The sequence below is a fragment of the Streptomyces roseolus genome (assembly GCF_014649855.1).
GTDB lineage: Bacteria > Actinomycetota > Actinomycetes > Streptomycetales > Streptomycetaceae > Streptomyces > Streptomyces roseolus.
Map to the genome: position 1 here is coordinate 1 of NZ_BMTV01000016.1, position 18,177 is coordinate 18,177.

Genomic DNA, 18,177 nt, shown 5'->3' on the forward strand with positions numbered 1-18,177 from the left:
CTTGCGGCCGGTGAGGCCGGCGTCGCCCATCGGGCCGCCGATCTCGAAGCGGCCGGTCGGGTTGACCAGCAGGCGGTAGCCGTCGGTGTCGAGCTTGATGCCGTCCTCGACGAGCTCCTTCAGGACGTGCTCGACGACGAACTCGCGGATGTCGGGCGCGAGCAGCGAGTCGAGGTCGATGTCCGAGGCGTGCTGCGAGGAGACGACGACCGTGTCGAGGCGGACGGCCTTGTCGCCGTCGTACTCGATGGTGACCTGGGTCTTGCCGTCGGGGCGCAGGTACGGGATGGTGCCGTTCTTGCGGACCTCGGTGAGGCGGCGGGAGAGCCGGTGCGCGAGGTGGATCGGCAGCGGCATCAGCTCGGGGGTCTCGTCCGAGGCGTAGCCGAACATGAGGCCCTGGTCGCCGGCGCCCTGCTTGTCCAGCTCGTCCTCGTCGCCCTCGACGCGCTTCTCGTAGGCGGTGTCCACGCCCTGCGCGATGTCGGGGGACTGCGACCCGATGGAGACCGAGACGCCGCAGGAGGCGCCGTCGAAGCCCTTCTTCGAGGAGTCGTACCCGATCTCGAGGATCTTGTTGCGGACGAGGGTGGGGATGTCCGCCCACGCCTTGGTCGTCACCTCGCCCGCGACGTGCACGAGGCCGGTGGTGATCAGCGTCTCGACGGCGACGCGGGAGGTGGGGTCCTCCCGGAGCAGCGCGTCGAGGATGGTGTCGCTGATCTGGTCAGCGATCTTGTCGGGGTGCCCCTCGGTGACGGACTCCGAGGTGAACAGACGACGGGACACAACGCTCCCTGGGGTTGCAGCGGCTGCTGGCTATCTCTTCGCGGACCGGCAGGGGGCTGCGCCCCGCGACGTTCCACGGACAGTCTATCGGGCCAGGTCGCCGGATGGACCAGGTGTCTCGCCTGACGAATGTGATCAGGTCGGGCGAACCGGCCGCGGGAGGGGTCCGGGGGGCACGTTCCGTAGGGCGGAGATCACTCGCGCCCCGGCGTTTCGCGCGCCCCGGCCGCCCCCGTCCTCAGGAGGAGCGCTCTCCCAGACGGGGCAGGACGAGGTCCCAGACGGTCTCGGCGAGGGCTTCCTTCGGGCCGTACGGGACCGGGGTCTCGGTGCCGTCGGCGGCGAGGACCACGGCCTCGTTCTCCTCCGAGCCGAAGGTCTTGCGCTCGCCGACCTCGTTGACGACGAGGAGGTCGCAGCCCTTGCGGGCGAGCTTGGCGCGGCCGTTGGCGAGCACGTCGTCGGTCTCGGCGGCGAAGCCGACGACGACCTGGCCCGGCAGGGCGCGGTCGGCGGAGAGCTCGGCGAGGACGTCGGGGTTGCGGACCAGCTCGATGGTGGGCGCGCCCCCGTCGTCGGTCTTCTTGATCTTGCCGGGGGCGTACGCGGCCGGGCGGAAGTCGGCGACGGCGGCGGCCATGACGACCGCGTCGGCGTCGGCGGCGGCCTTGAGGACGGCCTCGCGGAGCTGGACGGCGGTGCCGACGTGGACGACGTCGACGCCGGCCGGGTCGGGGAGGCCGGTGTTGGCCTCGACGAGGGTGACCCGGGCGCCGCGGGCGGCGGCGGCCTTGGCGAGGGCGTAGCCCTGCTTGCCGGAGGAGCGGTTGCCCAGGTAGCGGACCGGGTCGAGGGGCTCGCGGGTGCCGCCGGCGGACACCACGACGTGGCGGCCGGCGAGGTCGGGGGCGGTGACGCCGCGGGTCAGGATCCGGCGGCAGACCTCGAAGATCTCGCCGGGGTCGGGGAGCCGGCCCTTGCCGGTGTCGACGCCGGTGAGGCGGCCGACGGCGGGCTCGATGACGACGGCGCCGCGGCGGCGGAGCGTGGCCACGTTCTCCTGGGTGGCCGGGTGCTCCCACATCTCGGTGTGCATGGCGGGGGCGAAGACGACCGGACAGCGCGCGGTGAGCAGCGTGTTGGTGAGGAGGTCGTCGGCGAGGCCGTGGGCGGCCCTGGCGAGCATGTCGGCGGTGGCGGGGGCGACGACGACGAGGTCGGCGGCCTGGCCGATGCGGACGTGCGGCACCTCGTGGACGGTCTCCCAGACCTCGGTGGAGACGGGGTTGCCGGAGAGCGCGGACCAGGTGGCGGCGCCGACGAAGTGGAGCGCGGAGTCGGTGGGGACGACACGGACGTCGTGGCCCGACTCGGTGAGCCGGCGCAGCAGCTCGCACGCCTTGTAGGCGGCGATCCCGCCGCTCACGCCCAGGACGACCTTCGGCTTGGTCACGACTGCCTCTCCCCACGCGGGTGCGCGCTCTCGGATGACGTACGGCTCCATGAGACACCACAGGCCCGGCGGAGGGACCGCCGGGCCTGGAGTGACGAACGCAATGCTTACTGGACGGGGCCCTCGACGGCCTCGGAGGTCAGCAGGCCCGCGTTGATCTCGCGCAGGGCGATCGAGAGCGGCTTCTCGTGGACGTGGGTGTCGACGAGGGGACCGACGTACTCCAGCAGGCCCTCACCGAGCTGCGAGTAGTACGCGTTGATCTGACGCGCGCGCTTGGCCGCGTAGATCACGAGGCTGTACTTCGAGTCCGTGGCCTCGAGCAGCTCGTCGATCGGCGGGTTGATGATGCCCTCGGGCGCGGTGATGGAAGAGGACACGCTCTACCTTCCGAAGATGGATAAAAGACTCAGAAAGACTCTGAAGACTCAGAGTGAGCAGAATGATCAGAAAGATCAGACTACGTGCATCAACGTTAGCAGCTCGCGTGCGACGTCCTCGACGGAGGTGTTGACGAGCGTGGTGTCGAACTCCGACTCGGCGGCGAGTTCCACCTTGGCGGCCGCCAGGCGGCGCTCGATGACCTCGGGCGACTCGGTGCCGCGGCCGGTGAGCCGGCGGACCAGCTCCTCCCAGCTCGGCGGAGCCAGGAAGACCAGGCGGGAGTCGGCCATGGACTCCTTCACCTGACGCGCGCCCTGGAGTTCGATCTCCAGGAGCACGGGCTCGCCCTTCTCCAGGCGTTCGACGACCGCGCCGCGAGGGGTGCCGTAGCGGTTGCCCGCGAACTCGGCCCACTCGAGGAGCTCACCGTTGGCGATCAGCTTGTCGAACTCGTCGTCCGAGACGAAGAAGTACTGGACGCCGTGCTTCTCGCCGGGGCGGGGCTTTCGTGTCGTGGCCGACACCGAGAGCCAGACCTCGGGGTGGACCTTGCGCATATGAGCGACGACCGTGCTCTTGCCGACCCCTGAGGGGCCGGAGAGCACGGTCAGCCGCGGACGTACCTCTGCTGCCATGCAGCGATTATTCCAGTATCGCCGGGGTGCCCGGGACGCGTGTCCCGGATCGGGCACCCGCCGGGGCGCCGGGTCAGGCGCCGGCGCCGCCGAACTCGCGCTCCAGGGAGGCGATCTGGTTGGAGCCGAGACCGCGGACGCGACGGCTCTCGGAGATGCCGAGCCGCTCCATGATCTGCTTGGCGCGGACCTTGCCGACGCCGGGCAGGGACTCGAGGAGGGCGGAGACCTTCATCTTGCCGATGACGTCGTTCTCCTGGCCCTGCTTGATGACCTCGTGGAGGGAGGCGCCGGAGTGCTTGAGTCGATTCTTGACCTCGGCCCGCTCCCGGCGAGCCGCGGCGGCCTTCTCGAGCGCGGCTGCGCGCTGTTCAGGGGTAAGGGGCGGAAGAGCCACGCCTACGTCACCTCGGATGTCGATCTGTCGGATACGGACCGGTGGGGACCTGGTCGACCCACACCAGTGGAGCAACGCCCGACGACGCGCGGCCGTCGGACACCTGCTCTGCCCCGGAGACTAGCGGCCATGGCCGCTCCAGTCAGCGAGAACAGCGGAAAAGTCCTGGTCAGCCTCCGCCGACCAGGACTTTTCCGACATAACGACCCGGATTTCTGCCAAGATTTCGTCAAGTGGCACGACGGGACGCCCTCCGGGCCCGCCGTCCGCTCCCACCTGCGGGGATGACCCGGGGGCGGGCCGGCGGGGTCAGCCGGCGACGGCGGCCCGGATCTCGTCCGCGTAGCGCGTCGCCGCGTCCCGCAGGGCGGACGCGTCCGGTCCGGCGCGCAGCACGCCCCGGCTCACGTTCGGGACCACGTTGCGGACCGCGTCCCCGAAGACGACCGGGAGGTCGGCCGGGGTCGCCCCCTGGGCGCCGATGCCCGGGGCGAGCAGCGGGCCGTTGATGTCGAGGTCGAAGGAGGAGAGGTCGCCGAGAGTGGCGCCGACGACCGCGCCGAAGGAGCCCAGGGGCGTCTCCCCCGCGTTCTCCTCGGCGAGGTGGGCGAGCATGGTCGCGCCGATGGTGCGCCCGTCCTCCCGCACGGCCCGCTGGACCTCGGCGCCCTCCGGGTTGGAGGTGAGCGCGAGGACGAAGAGGCCGGCGCCGGACTCGCGGGCCAGGTCGACGGCCGGCTTCAGGGAGCCGTAGCCGAGGTACGGGGAGACCGTGAGGGCGTCGGAGAAGAGCGGGGAGTCCTTCCGGAGGAAGGTCTCCGCGTAGGCGGCCATGGTGGAGCCGATGTCGCCGCGCTTGGCGTCCATGACGACCAGGCCGCCGGCGGCCCGCAGGTCGGCGGTGGCGCGCTCCAGGACGGCGATGCCGCGCGAGCCGAAGCGCTCGAAGAAGGCGGCCTGCGGCTTGAAGACGGCGACGGTGTCCGCCAGCGCCTCGACCACGGTGTACGTGAAGCGCTCCAGGCCCGCGATGTCGTCGCCGAGGCCCCAGGAGCCCAGCAGGGAGGCGTGCGGGTCGATGCCGACGCAGAGCGGGCCGCGCTCGTCCATGGCGGAGCGCAGACGGGTGCCGAAGGAGGGAGTCACGAGGTGGTGGCCTTTCGGTGGTCGGCGCCGACGGCCTCGGCGATCGTGGCGTACGGGGAGGCGGCGAGGCGCGCGGCGAGGCCCTTGTGGATCGCGCGGGCGTAGAACGGCCCCTCGTAGATGAAGGCGCTGTAGCCCTGGACGAGGGTGGCGCCGGCCAGGATCCGCTGCCAGGCGTCCTCGGCGTTCTCGATGCCGCCGACGCCCACCAGGACGATCCGGTCGCCCACGCGCGCGTACAGGCGGCGCAGGACCTCCAGGGAGCGCTCCTTGAGCGGGGCGCCGGAGAGGCCGCCGGTCTCCTGGACGAGGGCCGGGGCGGAGCTCAGGCCGAGGCCCTCGCGGGCGATGGTGGTGTTGGTGGCGATGATGCCGTCCAGGCCGAGCTCGACGGCGAGGTCGGCGACGGCGTCCACGTCCTCGTCGGCGAGGTCGGGGGCGATCTTCACCAGGAGCGGGACGCGGCGGTCGGTGACCGTGCGGTCGGCGGCCTCGCGCACGGCGGCGAGCAGCGGGCGCAGCGACTCGGTGGCCTGGAGGTTGCGCAGGCCGGGGGTGTTCGGCGAGGAGACGTTGACGACGAGGTAGTCGGCGTGGGCGGCGAGCCGCTCGGTGGACTTCACGTAGTCGGCGGCCGCGTCGGCCTCCTCGACGACCTTGGTCTTGCCGATGTTGACGCCGACGACCGTCTTGAAGACCGGCACGCGCGCGTGGAGGCGGGCGGCGACGGCGGCGGAGCCCTCGTTGTTGAAGCCCATGCGGTTGATCAGGGCCCGGTCGGGGACGAGGCGGAAGAGCCGCTTCTTCGGGTTGCCGGGCTGGGCCTCGCCGGTGACGGTGCCGATCTCGACGTGGTCGAAGCCGAGCATGGCCATGCCGTCGATGGCGACGGCGTTCTTGTCGAAGCCGGCGGCGAGACCGAAGGGGCCGTGCATGCGCAGGCCCAGGGCCTCGGTGCGCAGCTCCTCGTACCGGGGGGCGAGGACGGCGGCGACGAAGGTGCGCAGGACCGGGACGCGAACCGCGAGCCGGATCCAGCGGAAGGCCAGGTGGTGGGCCTTCTCCGGGTCCATGCGCCGGAAGACGAGCTGGAAGAAGAGCTTGTACATGGTGGTGTCCTCATGAAGAGGGGGACACCGTTTCCGGTGTCCCCCTCGGTGGCTGCTAGTCGCGGGCCGCGGTCAGGTGCTCGGCGTGTTCCTGGAGGGAACGGACGCCGACGTCGCCGTGGCCCAGGGCCTCGATGCCCTGGACGGCCGCGGCGAGCGCCTGGACCGTGGTGAGGCACGGGACGCCGCGGGCCACCGCCGCCGTACGGATCTCGTAGCCGTCGAGGCGGCCGCCGGTGCCGTACGGGGTGTTGACGATGAGGTCGACCTGGCCGTCGTGGATGAGCTGGACGATGGTCTTCTCGCCGCCGGGGCCCTCGCCCTCGCTGAGCTTGCGCACGACGGTGGCGTTGATGCCGTTGCGCTTGAGGACCTCGGCGGTGCCGGAGGTGGCGAGCAGCTCGAAGCCGTGGGCGACCAGCTCGCGCGCCGGGAAGATCATCGAGCGCTTGTCGCGGTTGGCGACGGAGATGAACGCGCGGCCCTTGGTGGGCAGCGGGCCGTAGGCGCCGGCCTGCGACTTGGCGTAGGCGGTGCCGAAGACGGCGTCGATGCCCATGACCTCGCCGGTGGAGCGCATCTCCGGGCCGAGGACGGTGTCCACGCCGCGGCCGTGCACGTCGCGGAAGCGGCTCCACGGCATCACGGCCTCCTTGACGGAGATCGGCGCGTCGAGCGGCAGGGTGCCGCCGTCGCCGTTCTTCGGCAGCAGGCCCTCGGCGCGCAGCTCGGCGATGGTCGCGCCCAGCGAGATGCGGGCGGCGGCCTTGGCGAGCGGGACGGCGGTGGCCTTGGAGGTGAAGGGCACGGTCCGGGAGGCGCGCGGGTTGGCCTCCAGGACGTAGAGGATGTCACCGGCCATGGCGAACTGGATGTTGATCAGACCGCGGACGCCGACGCCCTTGGCGATGGCCTCGGTGGAGGCGCGCAGCCGCTTGATGTCGAAGCCGCCGAGGGTGATCGGGGGCAGGGCGCAGGCCGAGTCGCCGGAGTGGATGCCGGCCTCCTCGATGTGCTCCATGACGCCGCCGAGGTAGAGCTCCTCGCCGTCGTAGAGGGCGTCGACGTCGATCTCGATGGCGTCGTCGAGGAAGCGGTCGACCAGGACCGGCCGGGTGGGGCTGATCTCGGTGGACTCGGCGATGTACGCCTCCAGGCGCGCCTCGTCGTAGACGATCTCCATGCCGCGGCCGCCGAGCACGTACGAGGGGCGGACCAGGACCGGGTAGCCGATCTCGTCGGCGATCTTCTTGGCGCCGGCGAAGGTGGTGGCGGTGCCGTGCTTGGGGGCCGGCAGGCCGGCCTCCTCCAGGACGCGGCCGAAGGCGCCGCGGTCCTCGGCGGCGTGGATGGCCTCCGGGGAGGTGCCGACGACCGGCACGCCGTTGTCCTTGAGCGCCTGGGAGAGGCCGAGCGGGGTCTGGCCGCCGAGCTGGACGACGACACCGGCGATCGGGCCCGCGAGGGACTCGGCGTGGACGATCTCCAGCACGTCCTCGAGCGTCAGCGGCTCGAAGTACAGGCGGTCGGAGGTGTCGTAGTCCGTCGAGACGGTCTCCGGGTTGCAGTTGACCATCACGGTCTCGTAGCCGGCGTCGCTCAGGGCGAAGGAGGCGTGGACGCAGGAGTAGTCGAACTCGATGCCCTGGCCGATGCGGTTCGGGCCGGAGCCGAGGATGATCACGGCGGGCTTCTCGCGCGGCGCGACCTCCGTCTCCTCGTCGTAGGAGGAGTAGAAGTACGGCGTCTTCGCGGCGAACTCGGCGGCGCAAGTGTCGACCGTCTTGTAGACCGGGCGGACGCCGAGCGCGTGCCGGACCTCGCGGACGACGTCCTCGCGCAGGCCGCGGATCTCGGCGATCTGGGCGTCGGAGAAGCCGTGGCGCTTGGCCTCGGCGAGGAGCGCGGGCTCCAGCTTCTCGGCGCCGGCGAGCTCGTCGGCGATCTCCTTGATCAGGAAGAGCTGGTCGACGAACCACGGGTCGATCTTCGTGTAGTCGAAGACCTCCTCGGGGGTGGCGCCGGCGCGGATCGCCTGCATGACGGTGTTGATGCGGCCGTCGGTGGGGCGGACCGCCTCGCGGAGGAGTTCGTCCTTGTCGCCGGGCTCGCCGGTGAAGGCGAACTGGCTGCCCTTCTTCTCCAGGGAGCGCAGGGCCTTCTGGAGGGCCTCGGGGAAGTTCCGGCCGATGGCCATGGCCTCGCCGACCGACTTCATGGTCGTGGTCAGCGTGGAGTCGGCGGAGGGGAACTTCTCGAAGGCGAAGCGCGGGGCCTTGACGACGACGTAGTCGAGCGTGGGCTCGAAGGACGCCGGGGTCTTCTCCGTGATGTCGTTCGGGATCTCGTCCAGGGTGTAGCCGACGGCGAGCCGGGCCGCGATCTTGGCGATCGGGAAGCCGGTGGCCTTGGAGGCGAGGGCCGAGGAGCGGGAGACGCGCGGGTTCATCTCGATGACGATCACGCGGCCGTCCTCGGGGTTGACCGCGAACTGGATGTTGCAGCCGCCGGTGTCGACGCCGACCTCGCGGATGATCGCGATGCCGACGTCGCGGAGGATCTGGTACTCGCGGTCGGTGAGCGTCATCGCCGGGGCGACGGTGATCGAGTCGCCGGTGTGGACGCCCATCGGGTCGAAGTTCTCGATGGAGCAGACGACCACGACGTTGTCGTGCTTGTCGCGCATGAGCTCCAGCTCGTACTCCTTCCAGCCGAGGATGGACTCCTCCAGGAGCACCTCGGTGGTCGGGGAGAGCGTGAGGCCCTGGCCGGCGATGCGGCGCAGCTCCTCCTCGTCGTGGGCGAAGCCGGAGCCGGCGCCGCCCATGGTGAAGGAGGGGCGGACGACGACGGGGTAGCCGCCGAGCGTCTCGACGCCCTTGAGGACGTCGTCCATGGAGTGGCAGATGACCGAGCGGGCGGACTCGCCGTACCCGATCTTGGCCTTGACGGCCTCGACGACGCCCTTGAAGAGGTCGCGGTCCTCGCCCTTGTGGATGGCCTCGACGTTGGCGCCGATGAGCTCGACGCCGTACTTCTCCAGGACGCCCTGCTCGTGCATGGAGATCGCGGTGTTGAGCGCGGTCTGGCCGCCGAGGGTGGGCAGGAGGGCGTCGGGGCGCTCCTTGGCGATGATCTTCTCGACGAACTCGGGGGTGATCGGCTCGACGTAGGTGGCGTCGGCGATCTCCGGGTCGGTCATGATCGTCGCCGGGTTGGAGTTGACCAGGATGACCCGCAGGCCCTCGGCCTTGAGGACCCGGCAGGCCTGGGTGCCGGAGTAGTCGAACTCGGCGGCCTGGCCGATGACGATCGGGCCGGAGCCGATGACCAGGACGGACTGGATATCGGTGCGCTTAGGCACGCTCGGCCTCCATGAGGGTCACGAAGCGGTCGAAGAGGTACGCGGCGTCGTGCGGGCCCGCGGCCGCCTCGGGGTGGTACTGGACGGAGAAGGCCGGCTGGTCGAGCAGCTGGAGGCCCTCCACGACGTCGTCGTTCAGGCAGACGTGGGAGACCTCGGCGCGGCCGAAGGGGGTCTCGGAGACCTTGCCGAGGGGCGCGTCGACGGCGAAGCCGTGGTTGTGCGCGGTGACCTCGACCTTGCCGGTGGTCCGGTCCTGGACGGGCTGGTTGATGCCCCGGTGGCCGTACTTCAGCTTGTAGGTGCCGAAGCCGAGCGCGCGGCCGAGGATCTGGTTGCCGAAGCAGATGCCGAAGAGCGGGGTCTTCCGCTCCAGGACGGCGGTCATGAGCGCGACCGGGCCGTCGGCGGTGGCCGGGTCGCCCGGGCCGTTGGAGAAGAAGACGCCGTCCGGGTCCACCGCGTACACGTCCTCGACCGAGGCGGTGGCGGGCAGCACGTGGACCTCGATGCCGCGCTCGGCCATCCGGTGCGGGGTCATGCCCTTGATGCCGAGGTCGATCGCGGCGACGGTGAACTTCTTGTCGCCGACCGCGGGGACCACGTACGGCTCCTTGGTGGCGACCTCCTCGTAGAGGCTGGCGCCCTTCATGTGCGGCTGGGCCTGCACACGGGCGAGCAGCTCGGCCTCGGGGGCGAGGGCCTCGCCGGAGAAGACGCCGGCGCGCATGGAGCCGCGCTCGCGCAGGTGGCGGGTGAGGGCGCGGGTGTCGATGCCGGAGATGCCGACGACGCCCTGGGCGACCAGCTCGTCGTCGAGGCTGCGCTTGGCGCGCCAGTTCGACGGGATGCGGGCGGGGTCGCGGACCACGTAGCCGGAGACCCAGATGCGGCTGGACTCGTCGTCCTCGTCGTTCCAGCCGGTGTTGCCGATCTGGGGGGCGGTGGCGACGACGATCTGGCGGTCGTAGGAGGGGTCGGTCAGGGTCTCCTGGTAGCCGGTCATGCCGGTGGAGAACACGGCCTCGCCGAAGGTCTCCCCCACGGCCCCGTAGGCGCGGCCGCGGAAGGTGCGGCCGTCCTCCAGGACGAGTACGGCGGGAGCCTGGGCTCCCCTTGTGGAGGTCGTCATCGTGCGATGCCTTCCGTCGTGTTGATCATGGAGTTGAGGGTCTCGACCCAGGCGGTGTGCTCGGCGGCCCGGTCGGAGCGGAAGCCGGAGTCGAGGAGGGCGGTGCCGTGCTCCCAGGTGACGATCAGGAGCCCGCCCTCGGCGAGGACCTTGCCGGCGATGCCCTTGTCGAGGCGGGCCTCGCGCAGGGCGGCGACGGGGATCAGGAAGTCGTTCGCCCCGGGGCGGACGACCGAGATCCCGGCCTCGGTGAGCGTGAGCTCGGCGCGGCTGCGGGTGCCGAGGCCGTGGGCGACGATCCGGTCGAGCCACTGCCCGGCGGTGGTGGAGCCGTGGTAGCGGCCCTCCATCGTCAGCTTCGCCTCACCGGGCGTCGGCGGCACCTCGGGGAGCTCGGGGAGGTCCGACTGGAGGCTGCCGCGCCACTTCCAGCCCTGGCGCATCAGCCAGTAGACGAAGGCGACGAAGAGCAGGAGTCCGACGACCCAGCCGATGCGGCCGGCCCAGTCGGTCACCTCGGCCGACTTCTGCTCCGCGGCGAGGGCCGCGCTTGCGATGGTGTGTGTCACGCCAACTTCCCGTCCATGACCGTTGCCCGGCCCCGCAGGAAGGTGTGGGTGACGCGACCCGGCAGCTCACGGCCCTCGTAGGGGGTGTTGCGGCTGCGGGAGGCGAAGTCCGCGGGGTCCACCGTCCCACGGTAAGCCGGATCGACCAGGACGAGGTTCGCGGGCTCACCAGCCGAGACGGGTCGTCCGTGGCCGGTGGCGCGGCCGATGCGGGCCGGGGCGAAGGACATCCGGTCGGCGACGCCGGCCCAGTCGAGGAGGCCGGTCTCCACCATCGTCTGCTGGACGACGGAGAGGGCGGTCTCCAGGCCGACCATGCCCATGGCGGCGGCGGCCCACTCGCAGTCCTTGTCCTCGTGCGGGTGCGGGGCGTGGTCGGTGGCGACGATGTCGATGGTGCCGTCGGCCAGGGCCTCGCGCAGGGCCAGCACGTCGCGCTCGGTGCGCAGCGGCGGGTTGACCTTGTAGACCGGGTCGTACGTGCGGACCAGCTCGTCCGTGAGGAGGAGGTGGTGCGGGGTGACCTCGGCGGTGACGTCGATGCCGCGGGACTTGGCCCAGCGGACGATCTCGACGGAGCCGGCGGTGGAGAGGTGGCAGATGTGGACGCGGGAGCCGACGTGCTCGGCGAGGAGGACGTCGCGGGCGATGATCGACTCCTCCGCGACGGCCGGCCAGCCGCCGAGGCCGAGCTCGGCGGAGACGACGCCCTCGTTCATCTGGGCGCCCTCGGTGAGGCGGGGCTCCTGGGCGTGCTGGGCGACGACGCCGCCGAAGGCCTTCACGTACTCCAGGGCGCGGCGCATGATCACGGCGTCGTCGACGCACTTGCCGTCGTCGGAGAAGACGGTGACGCCGGCGGCGGAGTCGTGCATGGCGCCGAGCTCGGCGAGCTTCTTGCCCTCCAGGCCGACGGTGACGGCGCCGATGGGCTGCACGTCGCAGTAACCGGCCTCCTTGCCGAGCCGGTAGACCTGCTCCACGACGCCGGCGGTGTCGGCCACCGGGTGGGTGTTGGCCATGGCGAAGACGGCGGTATAACCGCCGGAGGCGGCGGCGCGGGTGCCGGTGAGGACGGTCTCGGAGTCCTCGCGGCCGGGCTCGCGCAGATGGGTGTGGAGGTCGACGAGGCCGGGGAGGAGGATCTGGCCGTCGGCCTCGATCACGGTGGCGCCCTCGGCGGTCAGGCCGGTTCCGACCGCCTCGACGGTCTCGCCGTCGAGGAGGACGTCCTGCGGCTCGCCGCCCAGCACCTTCGCACCACGGATAAGGATCTTGCTCATCTTCACTTGCTCTCCTCGGTACGGGTGGTGGCGGGGGCGACGGCGGGCTCGGAGCCGCCGAGCAGCAGGTAGAGGACGGCCATCCGGACGGAGACGCCGTTGGCGACCTGCTCGACGACCGTGCAGCGGTCGGAGTCGGCGACCTCGGCGGTGATCTCCATGCCGCGGACCATGGGGCCGGGGTGCATGACGATGGCGTGCTCGGGCATCTTCGCCATCCGCTCGCCGTCCAGGCCGTAGCGGCGCGAGTACTCGCGCTCGGTCGGGAAGAAGGCGGCGTTCATCCGCTCGCGCTGCACGCGCAGCATCATCACCGCGTCGGACTTCGGCAGCACGCCGTCGAGGTCGTAGGAGACCTCGCAGGGCCAGGTCTCGACGCCGACGGGGACGAGGGTGGGCGGGGCCACCAGGGTGACCTCGGCGCCGAGGGTGTGCAGCAGGTCGACGTTGGAGCGGGCGACCCGGCTGTGCAGGACGTCGCCGACGAGGGTGACGCGCTTGCCGGCCAGGTCCTTGCCGAGGCCGGCGTCGCGGCCGACGAGGCGGCGGCGCATGGTGAAGGCGTCCAGGAGGGCCTGGGTGGGGTGCTGGTGGGTGCCGTCGCCGGCGTTGATGACGGGGGCGTCGATCCAGCCGGAGGTGGCGAGGCGGAAGGGGGCGCCGGAGGCGCCGTGCCGGATGACGACGGCGTCGACGCCCATCGCCTCCAGGGTCTGCGCGGTGTCCTTCAGCGACTCGCCCTTGGAGACGCTGGAGCCCTTGGCCGCGAAGTTGATGACGTCGGCGGAGAGGCGCTTCTCGGCCGCCTCGAAGGAGATCCGGGTCCGGGTGGAGTCCTCGAAGAACAGGTTGCAGATGGTCCGGCCGCGCAGGGTCGGCAGCTTCTTGATGGGCCGGTCGGCCACCCGGGCCATCTCCTCGGCGGTGTCGAGGATCAGGACGGCGTCGTCGCGGGTGAGGTCGGCGGCCGAGATGAGGTGACGCATCATCGGGGTTTCTCTCCGGGGTGGGGAGGCATCAGGGCATGCGGGGGCGCGGGCGGGGTGCCCGGGCTCCGCGGGGTGGCCGGTCCGGCTAGGAGGCGGACTTGCCGCCGAGCAGGACGGTGTCGCGACCGTCCTCCTCGGCGAGCTGGACCTTGACGGTCTCCCGCAGCGACGTGGGGAGGTTCTTGCCGACGTAGTCGGCGCGGATCGGGAGCTCGCGGTGGCCGCGGTCGACGAGGACGGCGAGCTGGACCGCGCGGGGGCGGCCGATGTCGCCGAGGGCGTCGAGGGCGGCGCGGATGGTGCGGCCCGAGAAGAGGACGTCGTCGACGAGGACGACGAGACGGCCGTCGACGCCTTCCCCGGGGATCTCGGTGCGGCCGATGGCGCGCGCCGGCTTCATCCGGAGGTCGTCGCGGTACATGGTGATGTCGAGGGAACCGACCGGGATCTTCGCGCCGGTGATCGATTCGAGCTTCTCGGCGAGCCGGCGGGCGAGGTGGATGCCGCGGGTGGGGATGCCGAGGAGGACCACGTCGTCGGCGCCCTTGGCGCGCTCGACGATCTCGTGGGCGATCCGGGTCAGGACCCGGGCGATGTCGGGGGCCTCGAGAACGGGCCGCGCCGCGTCGGTGTGCTCGTGCGTGTCCATGAAGAAAGGACCTCCTTCTCCGCCTCACGGGACGGTTCTTAAAGGACGTCGGATGTACGGCGTCCACTTTAGCAGGGACGCTCGCACAGGCTTTCCCGGGGCTCCCCCTCCCCCGCTCCCACCTGCGGCGGACCGTCCCCCGGGCGGGGGTGGCGGGCCCCTTTCGGCTTGACGGGAAAGAGTAACGCTGCGTAACCTCACAGTGAGTTACCAGCCGCGCGGCGCAGCCGCATGTCGTCACAGCGTCCGGGAGCGTTATGTCCAGCGAATACGCAAAGCAGCTCGGGGCCAAACTCCGCGCGATCCGCACCCAGCAGGGCCTGTCCCTCCACGGGGTGGAGGAGAAGTCCCAGGGCCGCTGGAAGGCCGTGGTGGTCGGCTCGTACGAGCGCGGCGACCGCGCCGTGACCGTGCAGCGTCTGGCCGAGCTGGCGGACTTCTACGGCGTGCCGGTGCAGGAGCTGCTGCCCGGTACGACCCCCGGCGGCGCCGCCGAGCCCCCGCCGAAGCTGGTCCTGGACCTGGAGCGACTGGCCCACGTCCCGCAGGAGAAGGCCGGCCCCCTCCAGCGCTACGCGGCGACGATCCAGTCGCAGCGCGGCGACTACAACGGCAAGGTGCTGTCGATCCGCCAGGACGACCTGCGCACCCTGGCCGTCATCTACGACCAGTCCCCCTCGGTCCTCACCGAGCAGCTGATCAGCTGGGGCGTGCTCGACGCGGACGCGCGCCGAGCGGTCGCCCACGAGGAGAACTGACCTTCTCCGCACCCTCTGCAGAAACGTGCCGCCGGGCCCGTGGACGTCATCCGACGCCACGGGCCCGGCGCTTTTCCGCGCCCGCGCCGATCCCGCTTTCACCCGTTCGGCGGAACGCGAAGGGGCCCGCGGCACCGAACGGTGCGGCGGGCCCCTTCGCAGGGCCGTGTGCGGGACTAGACGTCCGCGTCGCGGCGGAGACGGGGCTTCAGGTCCTTGAAGCGCCCGAGGAGACCGTTGACGAAGGCCGGGGAGTCGTCCGTGGAGAACTCCTTGGCGAGCTGCACGGCCTCGTCGATGGCCACCGCGTCCGGCGTGCCGTCCTCCCAGATCAGCTCGTACGCGCCGAGGCGCACGATGTTCCGGTCGGCGGCCGGCATCCGGTCGAGGTCCCAGTCCACCGCGTAGGTGGCGATGAGCTCGTCGATCCGGGCCACGTACTGGGCGTATCCCTCGACCAGCTGCATGGTGAAGTCACCCACCGCGGGCTGACGCTCGTCGGCACGGTGGAGCCGGATCTGGTCCGCGAGGACCTCCTGGACCGAAGTGCCGCGCTGGTCGGCCTCGAACAGGATCTGGAAGGCCCGCCTGCGGGCCTTGCTCCGGGCAGCCACGGTTAGCTGTTCACCCGGCCGAGGTAGTCGCTGGTGCGGGTGTCGACCTTGACCTTCTCACCGGTGGTGATGAAGAGCGGGACCTGGATCTCGTGGCCGGTCTCCAGCTTGGCGGGCTTGGTGCCACCGGTGGAGCGGTCGCCCTGGACGCCCGGCTCGGTCTCGGCGATGACGAGCTCGACGGCGGCCGGCAGCTCGACGTAGAGGACCTGGCCCTCGTTCTGCGCGACGAGCGCGGTGAAGCCCTCGATGAGGAAGTTGGCGGCGTCGCCGACGACCTTGCGGTCGATGTGGAGCTGGTCGTAGGTGTCCAGGTCCATGAAGACGAAGTAGTCGCCGTCCATGTAGGAGAACTGCATGTCGCGCTTGTCGACGTTCGCGGTCTCCACCTTCACGCCGGCGTTGAAGGTCTTGTCGACGACCTTGCCGGACAGCACGTTCTTGAGCTTGGTGCGCACGAAGGCCGGGCCCTTGCCGGGCTTGACGTGCTGGAACTCGACGACGGACCAGAGCTGGCCGCCTTCGAGCTTGAGCACCATGCCGTTCTTGAGGTCGTTCGTGGAAGCCACGGTTGCGGAATCTCCTGGACTGACGTGGGACCGAGGAGGCGTACGCGCCTCACAGCGCGAGCAGCTCCTTGGTCGTGATGGTGAGTAGCTCGGGTCCGCCGTCCGCCTCCTGGCGCACGACGAGCGTGTCATCGATCCGGACTCCGCCCCGGCCCGGGAGGTGGACCCCCGGTTCGACGGTGACCGGCACACAAGCGTCCAGTTTACCCATGGCCGAGGGCGACAACTGCGGGTCCTCGTCGATTTCGAGCCCCACCCCGTGTCCGGTGAGCGGAACGGCGGTCTCCGCATGGCCCGCGGCATCGAGGATCTGGCGGGCCGCACGGTCCACGTCACGGTACCCGGCACCGGGCACGAGGGACTCCCGGCCGGCCCGCTGGGCGGCGAAGACGAGCTCGTACAGCTCGATCTGCCAGTCGGCGGGCGCGGTGCCGATGACGAAGGTCCGGCCGATCTCGCAGCGGTAGCCGTGGTAGTCGGCGCCGAGGCAGACGGAGAGGAAGTCGCCCTCCTCGACCCGGCGGTCGGTGGGCCGGTGGCCGCGCCGGCCGGAGTGCGGCCCGGCGGCGACGGAGGTGGGAAAGGCGGCGCCGTCCGCGCCGTGGTCGACGAGCCGGCGCTCCAGTTCGAGGGCGAGGTGGCGTTCGGTGCGGCCGACGAGGATGGACTCCAGGAGCTCGCCGAGGGCCTGGTCGGCGATCTCGGCGGCGATCCGCAGGCAGCCGATCTCGTCCTCGTCCTTGACCACCCTGAGCTGTTCGACGGCGCAGGCGAGGTCGGCGAGGCGGAGACCGGGAGCGGCGGCGGCGAGGCTGCGGTGGCGGGCCACCGTCAGGTCGTGCTCCTCGACGGCGAGCCCGTCGGCGCCGGAGCGGCGGGCGAGTTCGGCGGCGGCGACGGCCGGGTCGCCGCCGCCGAGCGGCAGCTGCTGCTGCCGGAGCAGTTCGTCGAGCCGTCCGTCGGAGGGCTCGCCCTCGGCCGCGAGCGGCCGGATCAGCAGGTCCGCGCCGGGATCGGGGCCGACGAGGAGGACGGCCCCGGGCGGGGCGCCGCCCGCGAGATAGCGGACGTTGGCAGGACGGGACACCAGGGCCGCCGCGCTGCCCGCTGCCGCGACCCGGTCGCGCAGCCTGATCCGGCGGTCCGCATACACCTGTGACATGCCTCCGAGCCTACGAGCCGGACCCCGGCCCGGCCTGTCGGCGGCGCCCGACCGGGGAAGGCCCGCCGGTCAGCCGGTGGGCGGCGCGGCTATCGCCCGGGCCAGGGCCTCGTCGATGAGCCGGGCCGTGGACTCCACGTCGAGCGTGGAGTTGTCGATGATCGGCAGCCCGGAGCCGTACCAGCCGGCCATCCGGCCGTGGATCGCGGCGACCTCCTCGTCGGAGAGCCGCCGGTTGCCGGCGCGCTGGGCGTTGCGTTCCAGGACGACCTCCAGACCGGGGAGGAGGACCACCGGCAGCAGGCCGGGTCCGACGTGCCGCTTCCAGCCGCCGAGCCCGACGGCGGGCCGGTCGGGGAAGACGGCGTCGTCGACGATGCAGGAGATGCCGTTGGCGAGGAAGTTGCGGGCGGCGAAGCCGCAGGTGCGGCGGGCCAGCCGGTACTGCGCCTCGGAGTGCTCGTTCCACCCCGACTGCGGGTCGGCGAAGCCGGAGCAGACCCATTCCCGGACGTCGTCGAGGCTGATGTGGGCGGTGGGGACGGGCCGTCGGGTCGCCCAGTGCCGGGCGACGGTCGTCTTGCCGGCGCCGGCGGGCCCGATGAGCAGCACGGCCAGCGTGGCGCCCCCGGTGCCGGGCCGGTGCTCGACGACCGGAACGGGCGGGGCGAGCGGCACGGCCCCGGTGGTGTGCGGGGAGCCCGCGGCGTGCGGCGGCACGCCTCCGCCGGCGTGCGGCGGTACGGCTCCGGGGGCGGCGCCCCAGCCCGTGCCGCCGGCCGCCGGGGGCTGCCCCGGGCGCACGGCGGGGTGCACCCCGAGCCGGCCGCCGGGCGCGCCGGACGGCGGTCCCGGGTAGGGCGCGGTCGGCGGGAGCGGGGGTACGGGGCCGTGGCCGCCCGCCGGGCCCTGGCCGGGCGCGCGACCCGGCCCCTCGGGCGGTGGCAGCGGTCCCCCCACTGCGTGCTGCATCCGGTGCCACTCCGTCTCGTCGGCCTGGTAGGTCGGTGCGGGCGGCCGGACACGGTGCCGCCGTCGGCCCCGCTCCGGTCCCCCGGGGATGCCAAAACGTTACCGCCCCGTCCCCCCGCTCGGGGAACGGGCGGGGCCCCGCCGGAAGTGCCCGGCCGGAAGTGTCCGGCCGTCGCGGGCCGGGCCCGTGCGAGGGGCGGTCA

Annotated in this window: 18 protein-coding genes; 1 reads left to right on the plus strand and 17 read right to left on the minus strand. The window is 71.9% G+C overall.

The window, feature by feature from the left end; all coding sequences use genetic code 11:
* From metK to pyrR, 13 genes are all read right to left on the minus strand, one after another.
* Positions 1-789, minus strand: a 789-nt coding sequence (gene metK, locus IE245_RS19650; RefSeq protein ID WP_189949357.1) for a methionine adenosyltransferase, incomplete at its 3' end; no start/stop codon positions are given.
* Positions 790-1,027: 238 nt separating this feature from the next.
* A complete protein-coding gene (gene coaBC, locus IE245_RS19655) occupies positions 1,028-2,293 on the minus strand; it encodes a bifunctional phosphopantothenoylcysteine decarboxylase/phosphopantothenate--cysteine ligase CoaBC (protein WP_189949359.1) in 1,266 nt (421 codons plus the stop codon).
* A 56-nt stretch (positions 2,294-2,349) separates the two neighbouring features.
* Positions 2,350-2,622 (minus strand): DNA-directed RNA polymerase subunit omega, encoded by a 273-nt coding sequence (gene rpoZ / locus IE245_RS19660; protein WP_030493615.1) that lies wholly within the window; start codon positions 2,620-2,622, stop codon positions 2,350-2,352.
* A 75-nt stretch (positions 2,623-2,697) separates the two neighbouring features.
* Positions 2,698-3,261: a guanylate kinase gene (gene gmk / locus IE245_RS19665; protein ID WP_189949361.1), complete on the minus strand. Its 564-nt coding sequence runs from the start codon at positions 3,259-3,261 to the stop codon at positions 2,698-2,700.
* Positions 3,262-3,334: 73 nt separating this feature from the next.
* Positions 3,335-3,658: an integration host factor gene (locus tag IE245_RS19670; protein ID WP_030493613.1), complete on the minus strand. Its 324-nt coding sequence runs from the start codon at positions 3,656-3,658 to the stop codon at positions 3,335-3,337.
* A 309-nt stretch (positions 3,659-3,967) separates the two neighbouring features.
* The gene (gene pyrF, locus IE245_RS19675; protein WP_189949363.1) at positions 3,968-4,804 is read right to left on the minus strand and encodes an orotidine-5'-phosphate decarboxylase; all 837 of its coding nucleotides are present in this window, start codon (positions 4,802-4,804) and stop codon (positions 3,968-3,970) included.
* On the minus strand, positions 4,801-5,913 hold the full coding sequence (locus IE245_RS19680) for a quinone-dependent dihydroorotate dehydrogenase (RefSeq protein WP_189949365.1): 1,113 nt from the start codon (positions 5,911-5,913) through the stop codon (positions 4,801-4,803). The genes pyrF and IE245_RS19680 overlap by 4 nt, the downstream gene beginning before the upstream one ends.
* A gap of 55 nt (positions 5,914-5,968) precedes the next feature.
* Positions 5,969-9,277 (minus strand): carbamoyl-phosphate synthase large subunit, encoded by a 3,309-nt coding sequence (carB, locus tag IE245_RS19685; protein WP_189949373.1) that lies wholly within the window; start codon positions 9,275-9,277, stop codon positions 5,969-5,971.
* Positions 9,270-10,409 (minus strand): glutamine-hydrolyzing carbamoyl-phosphate synthase small subunit, encoded by a 1,140-nt coding sequence (carA, locus tag IE245_RS19690; protein WP_189949381.1) that lies wholly within the window; start codon positions 10,407-10,409, stop codon positions 9,270-9,272. Before carA ends, carB begins: the two co-directional genes overlap by 8 nt.
* Complete coding sequence (locus IE245_RS19695; protein WP_189949384.1) at positions 10,406-10,978, minus strand: PH-like domain-containing protein; 573 nt, start codon at positions 10,976-10,978, stop codon at positions 10,406-10,408. Before IE245_RS19695 ends, carA begins: the two co-directional genes overlap by 4 nt.
* On the minus strand, positions 10,975-12,261 hold the full coding sequence (locus IE245_RS19700) for a dihydroorotase (protein WP_189949386.1): 1,287 nt from the start codon (positions 12,259-12,261) through the stop codon (positions 10,975-10,977). The genes IE245_RS19695 and IE245_RS19700 overlap by 4 nt, the downstream gene beginning before the upstream one ends.
* A gap of 2 nt (positions 12,262-12,263) precedes the next feature.
* On the minus strand, positions 12,264-13,250 hold the full coding sequence (locus IE245_RS19705) for an aspartate carbamoyltransferase catalytic subunit (RefSeq protein ID WP_189949389.1): 987 nt from the start codon (positions 13,248-13,250) through the stop codon (positions 12,264-12,266).
* 85 nt (positions 13,251-13,335) lie between these two features.
* Entirely contained in the window at positions 13,336-13,899 is a 564-nt protein-coding gene (pyrR, locus tag IE245_RS19710; protein ID WP_189949391.1) for a bifunctional pyr operon transcriptional regulator/uracil phosphoribosyltransferase PyrR, read from the minus strand.
* A 257-nt stretch (positions 13,900-14,156) separates the two neighbouring features.
* Here pyrR and bldD point away from each other — a divergent pair, with 257 nt between their 5' ends.
* Entirely contained in the window at positions 14,157-14,657 is a 501-nt protein-coding gene (bldD, locus tag IE245_RS19715; protein ID WP_015032294.1) for a transcriptional regulator BldD, read from the plus strand.
* Between the two features lie 176 nt (positions 14,658-14,833).
* Here bldD and nusB read toward each other — a convergent pair whose 3' ends face one another.
* The 4 genes from nusB to IE245_RS19735 form a co-directional block, all read right to left on the minus strand.
* On the minus strand, positions 14,834-15,271 hold the full coding sequence (gene nusB / locus IE245_RS19720; RefSeq protein ID WP_189949393.1) for a transcription antitermination factor NusB: 438 nt from the start codon (positions 15,269-15,271) through the stop codon (positions 14,834-14,836).
* Positions 15,272-15,273: 2 nt separating this feature from the next.
* Positions 15,274-15,840 carry an elongation factor P gene (gene efp / locus IE245_RS19725; RefSeq protein WP_189949395.1) on the minus strand — a complete coding sequence of 189 codons (567 nt, stop codon included), beginning with the start codon at positions 15,838-15,840 and terminating at the stop codon, positions 15,274-15,276.
* Between the two features lie 49 nt (positions 15,841-15,889).
* Positions 15,890-17,002 (minus strand): M24 family metallopeptidase, encoded by a 1,113-nt coding sequence (locus IE245_RS19730; protein ID WP_189949397.1) that lies wholly within the window; start codon positions 17,000-17,002, stop codon positions 15,890-15,892.
* Between the two features lie 69 nt (positions 17,003-17,071).
* The gene (locus tag IE245_RS19735) at positions 17,072-17,974 is read right to left on the minus strand and encodes an AAA family ATPase (RefSeq protein ID WP_189949399.1); all 903 of its coding nucleotides are present in this window, start codon (positions 17,972-17,974) and stop codon (positions 17,072-17,074) included.
* Positions 17,975-18,177: the final 203 nt, after the last annotated feature.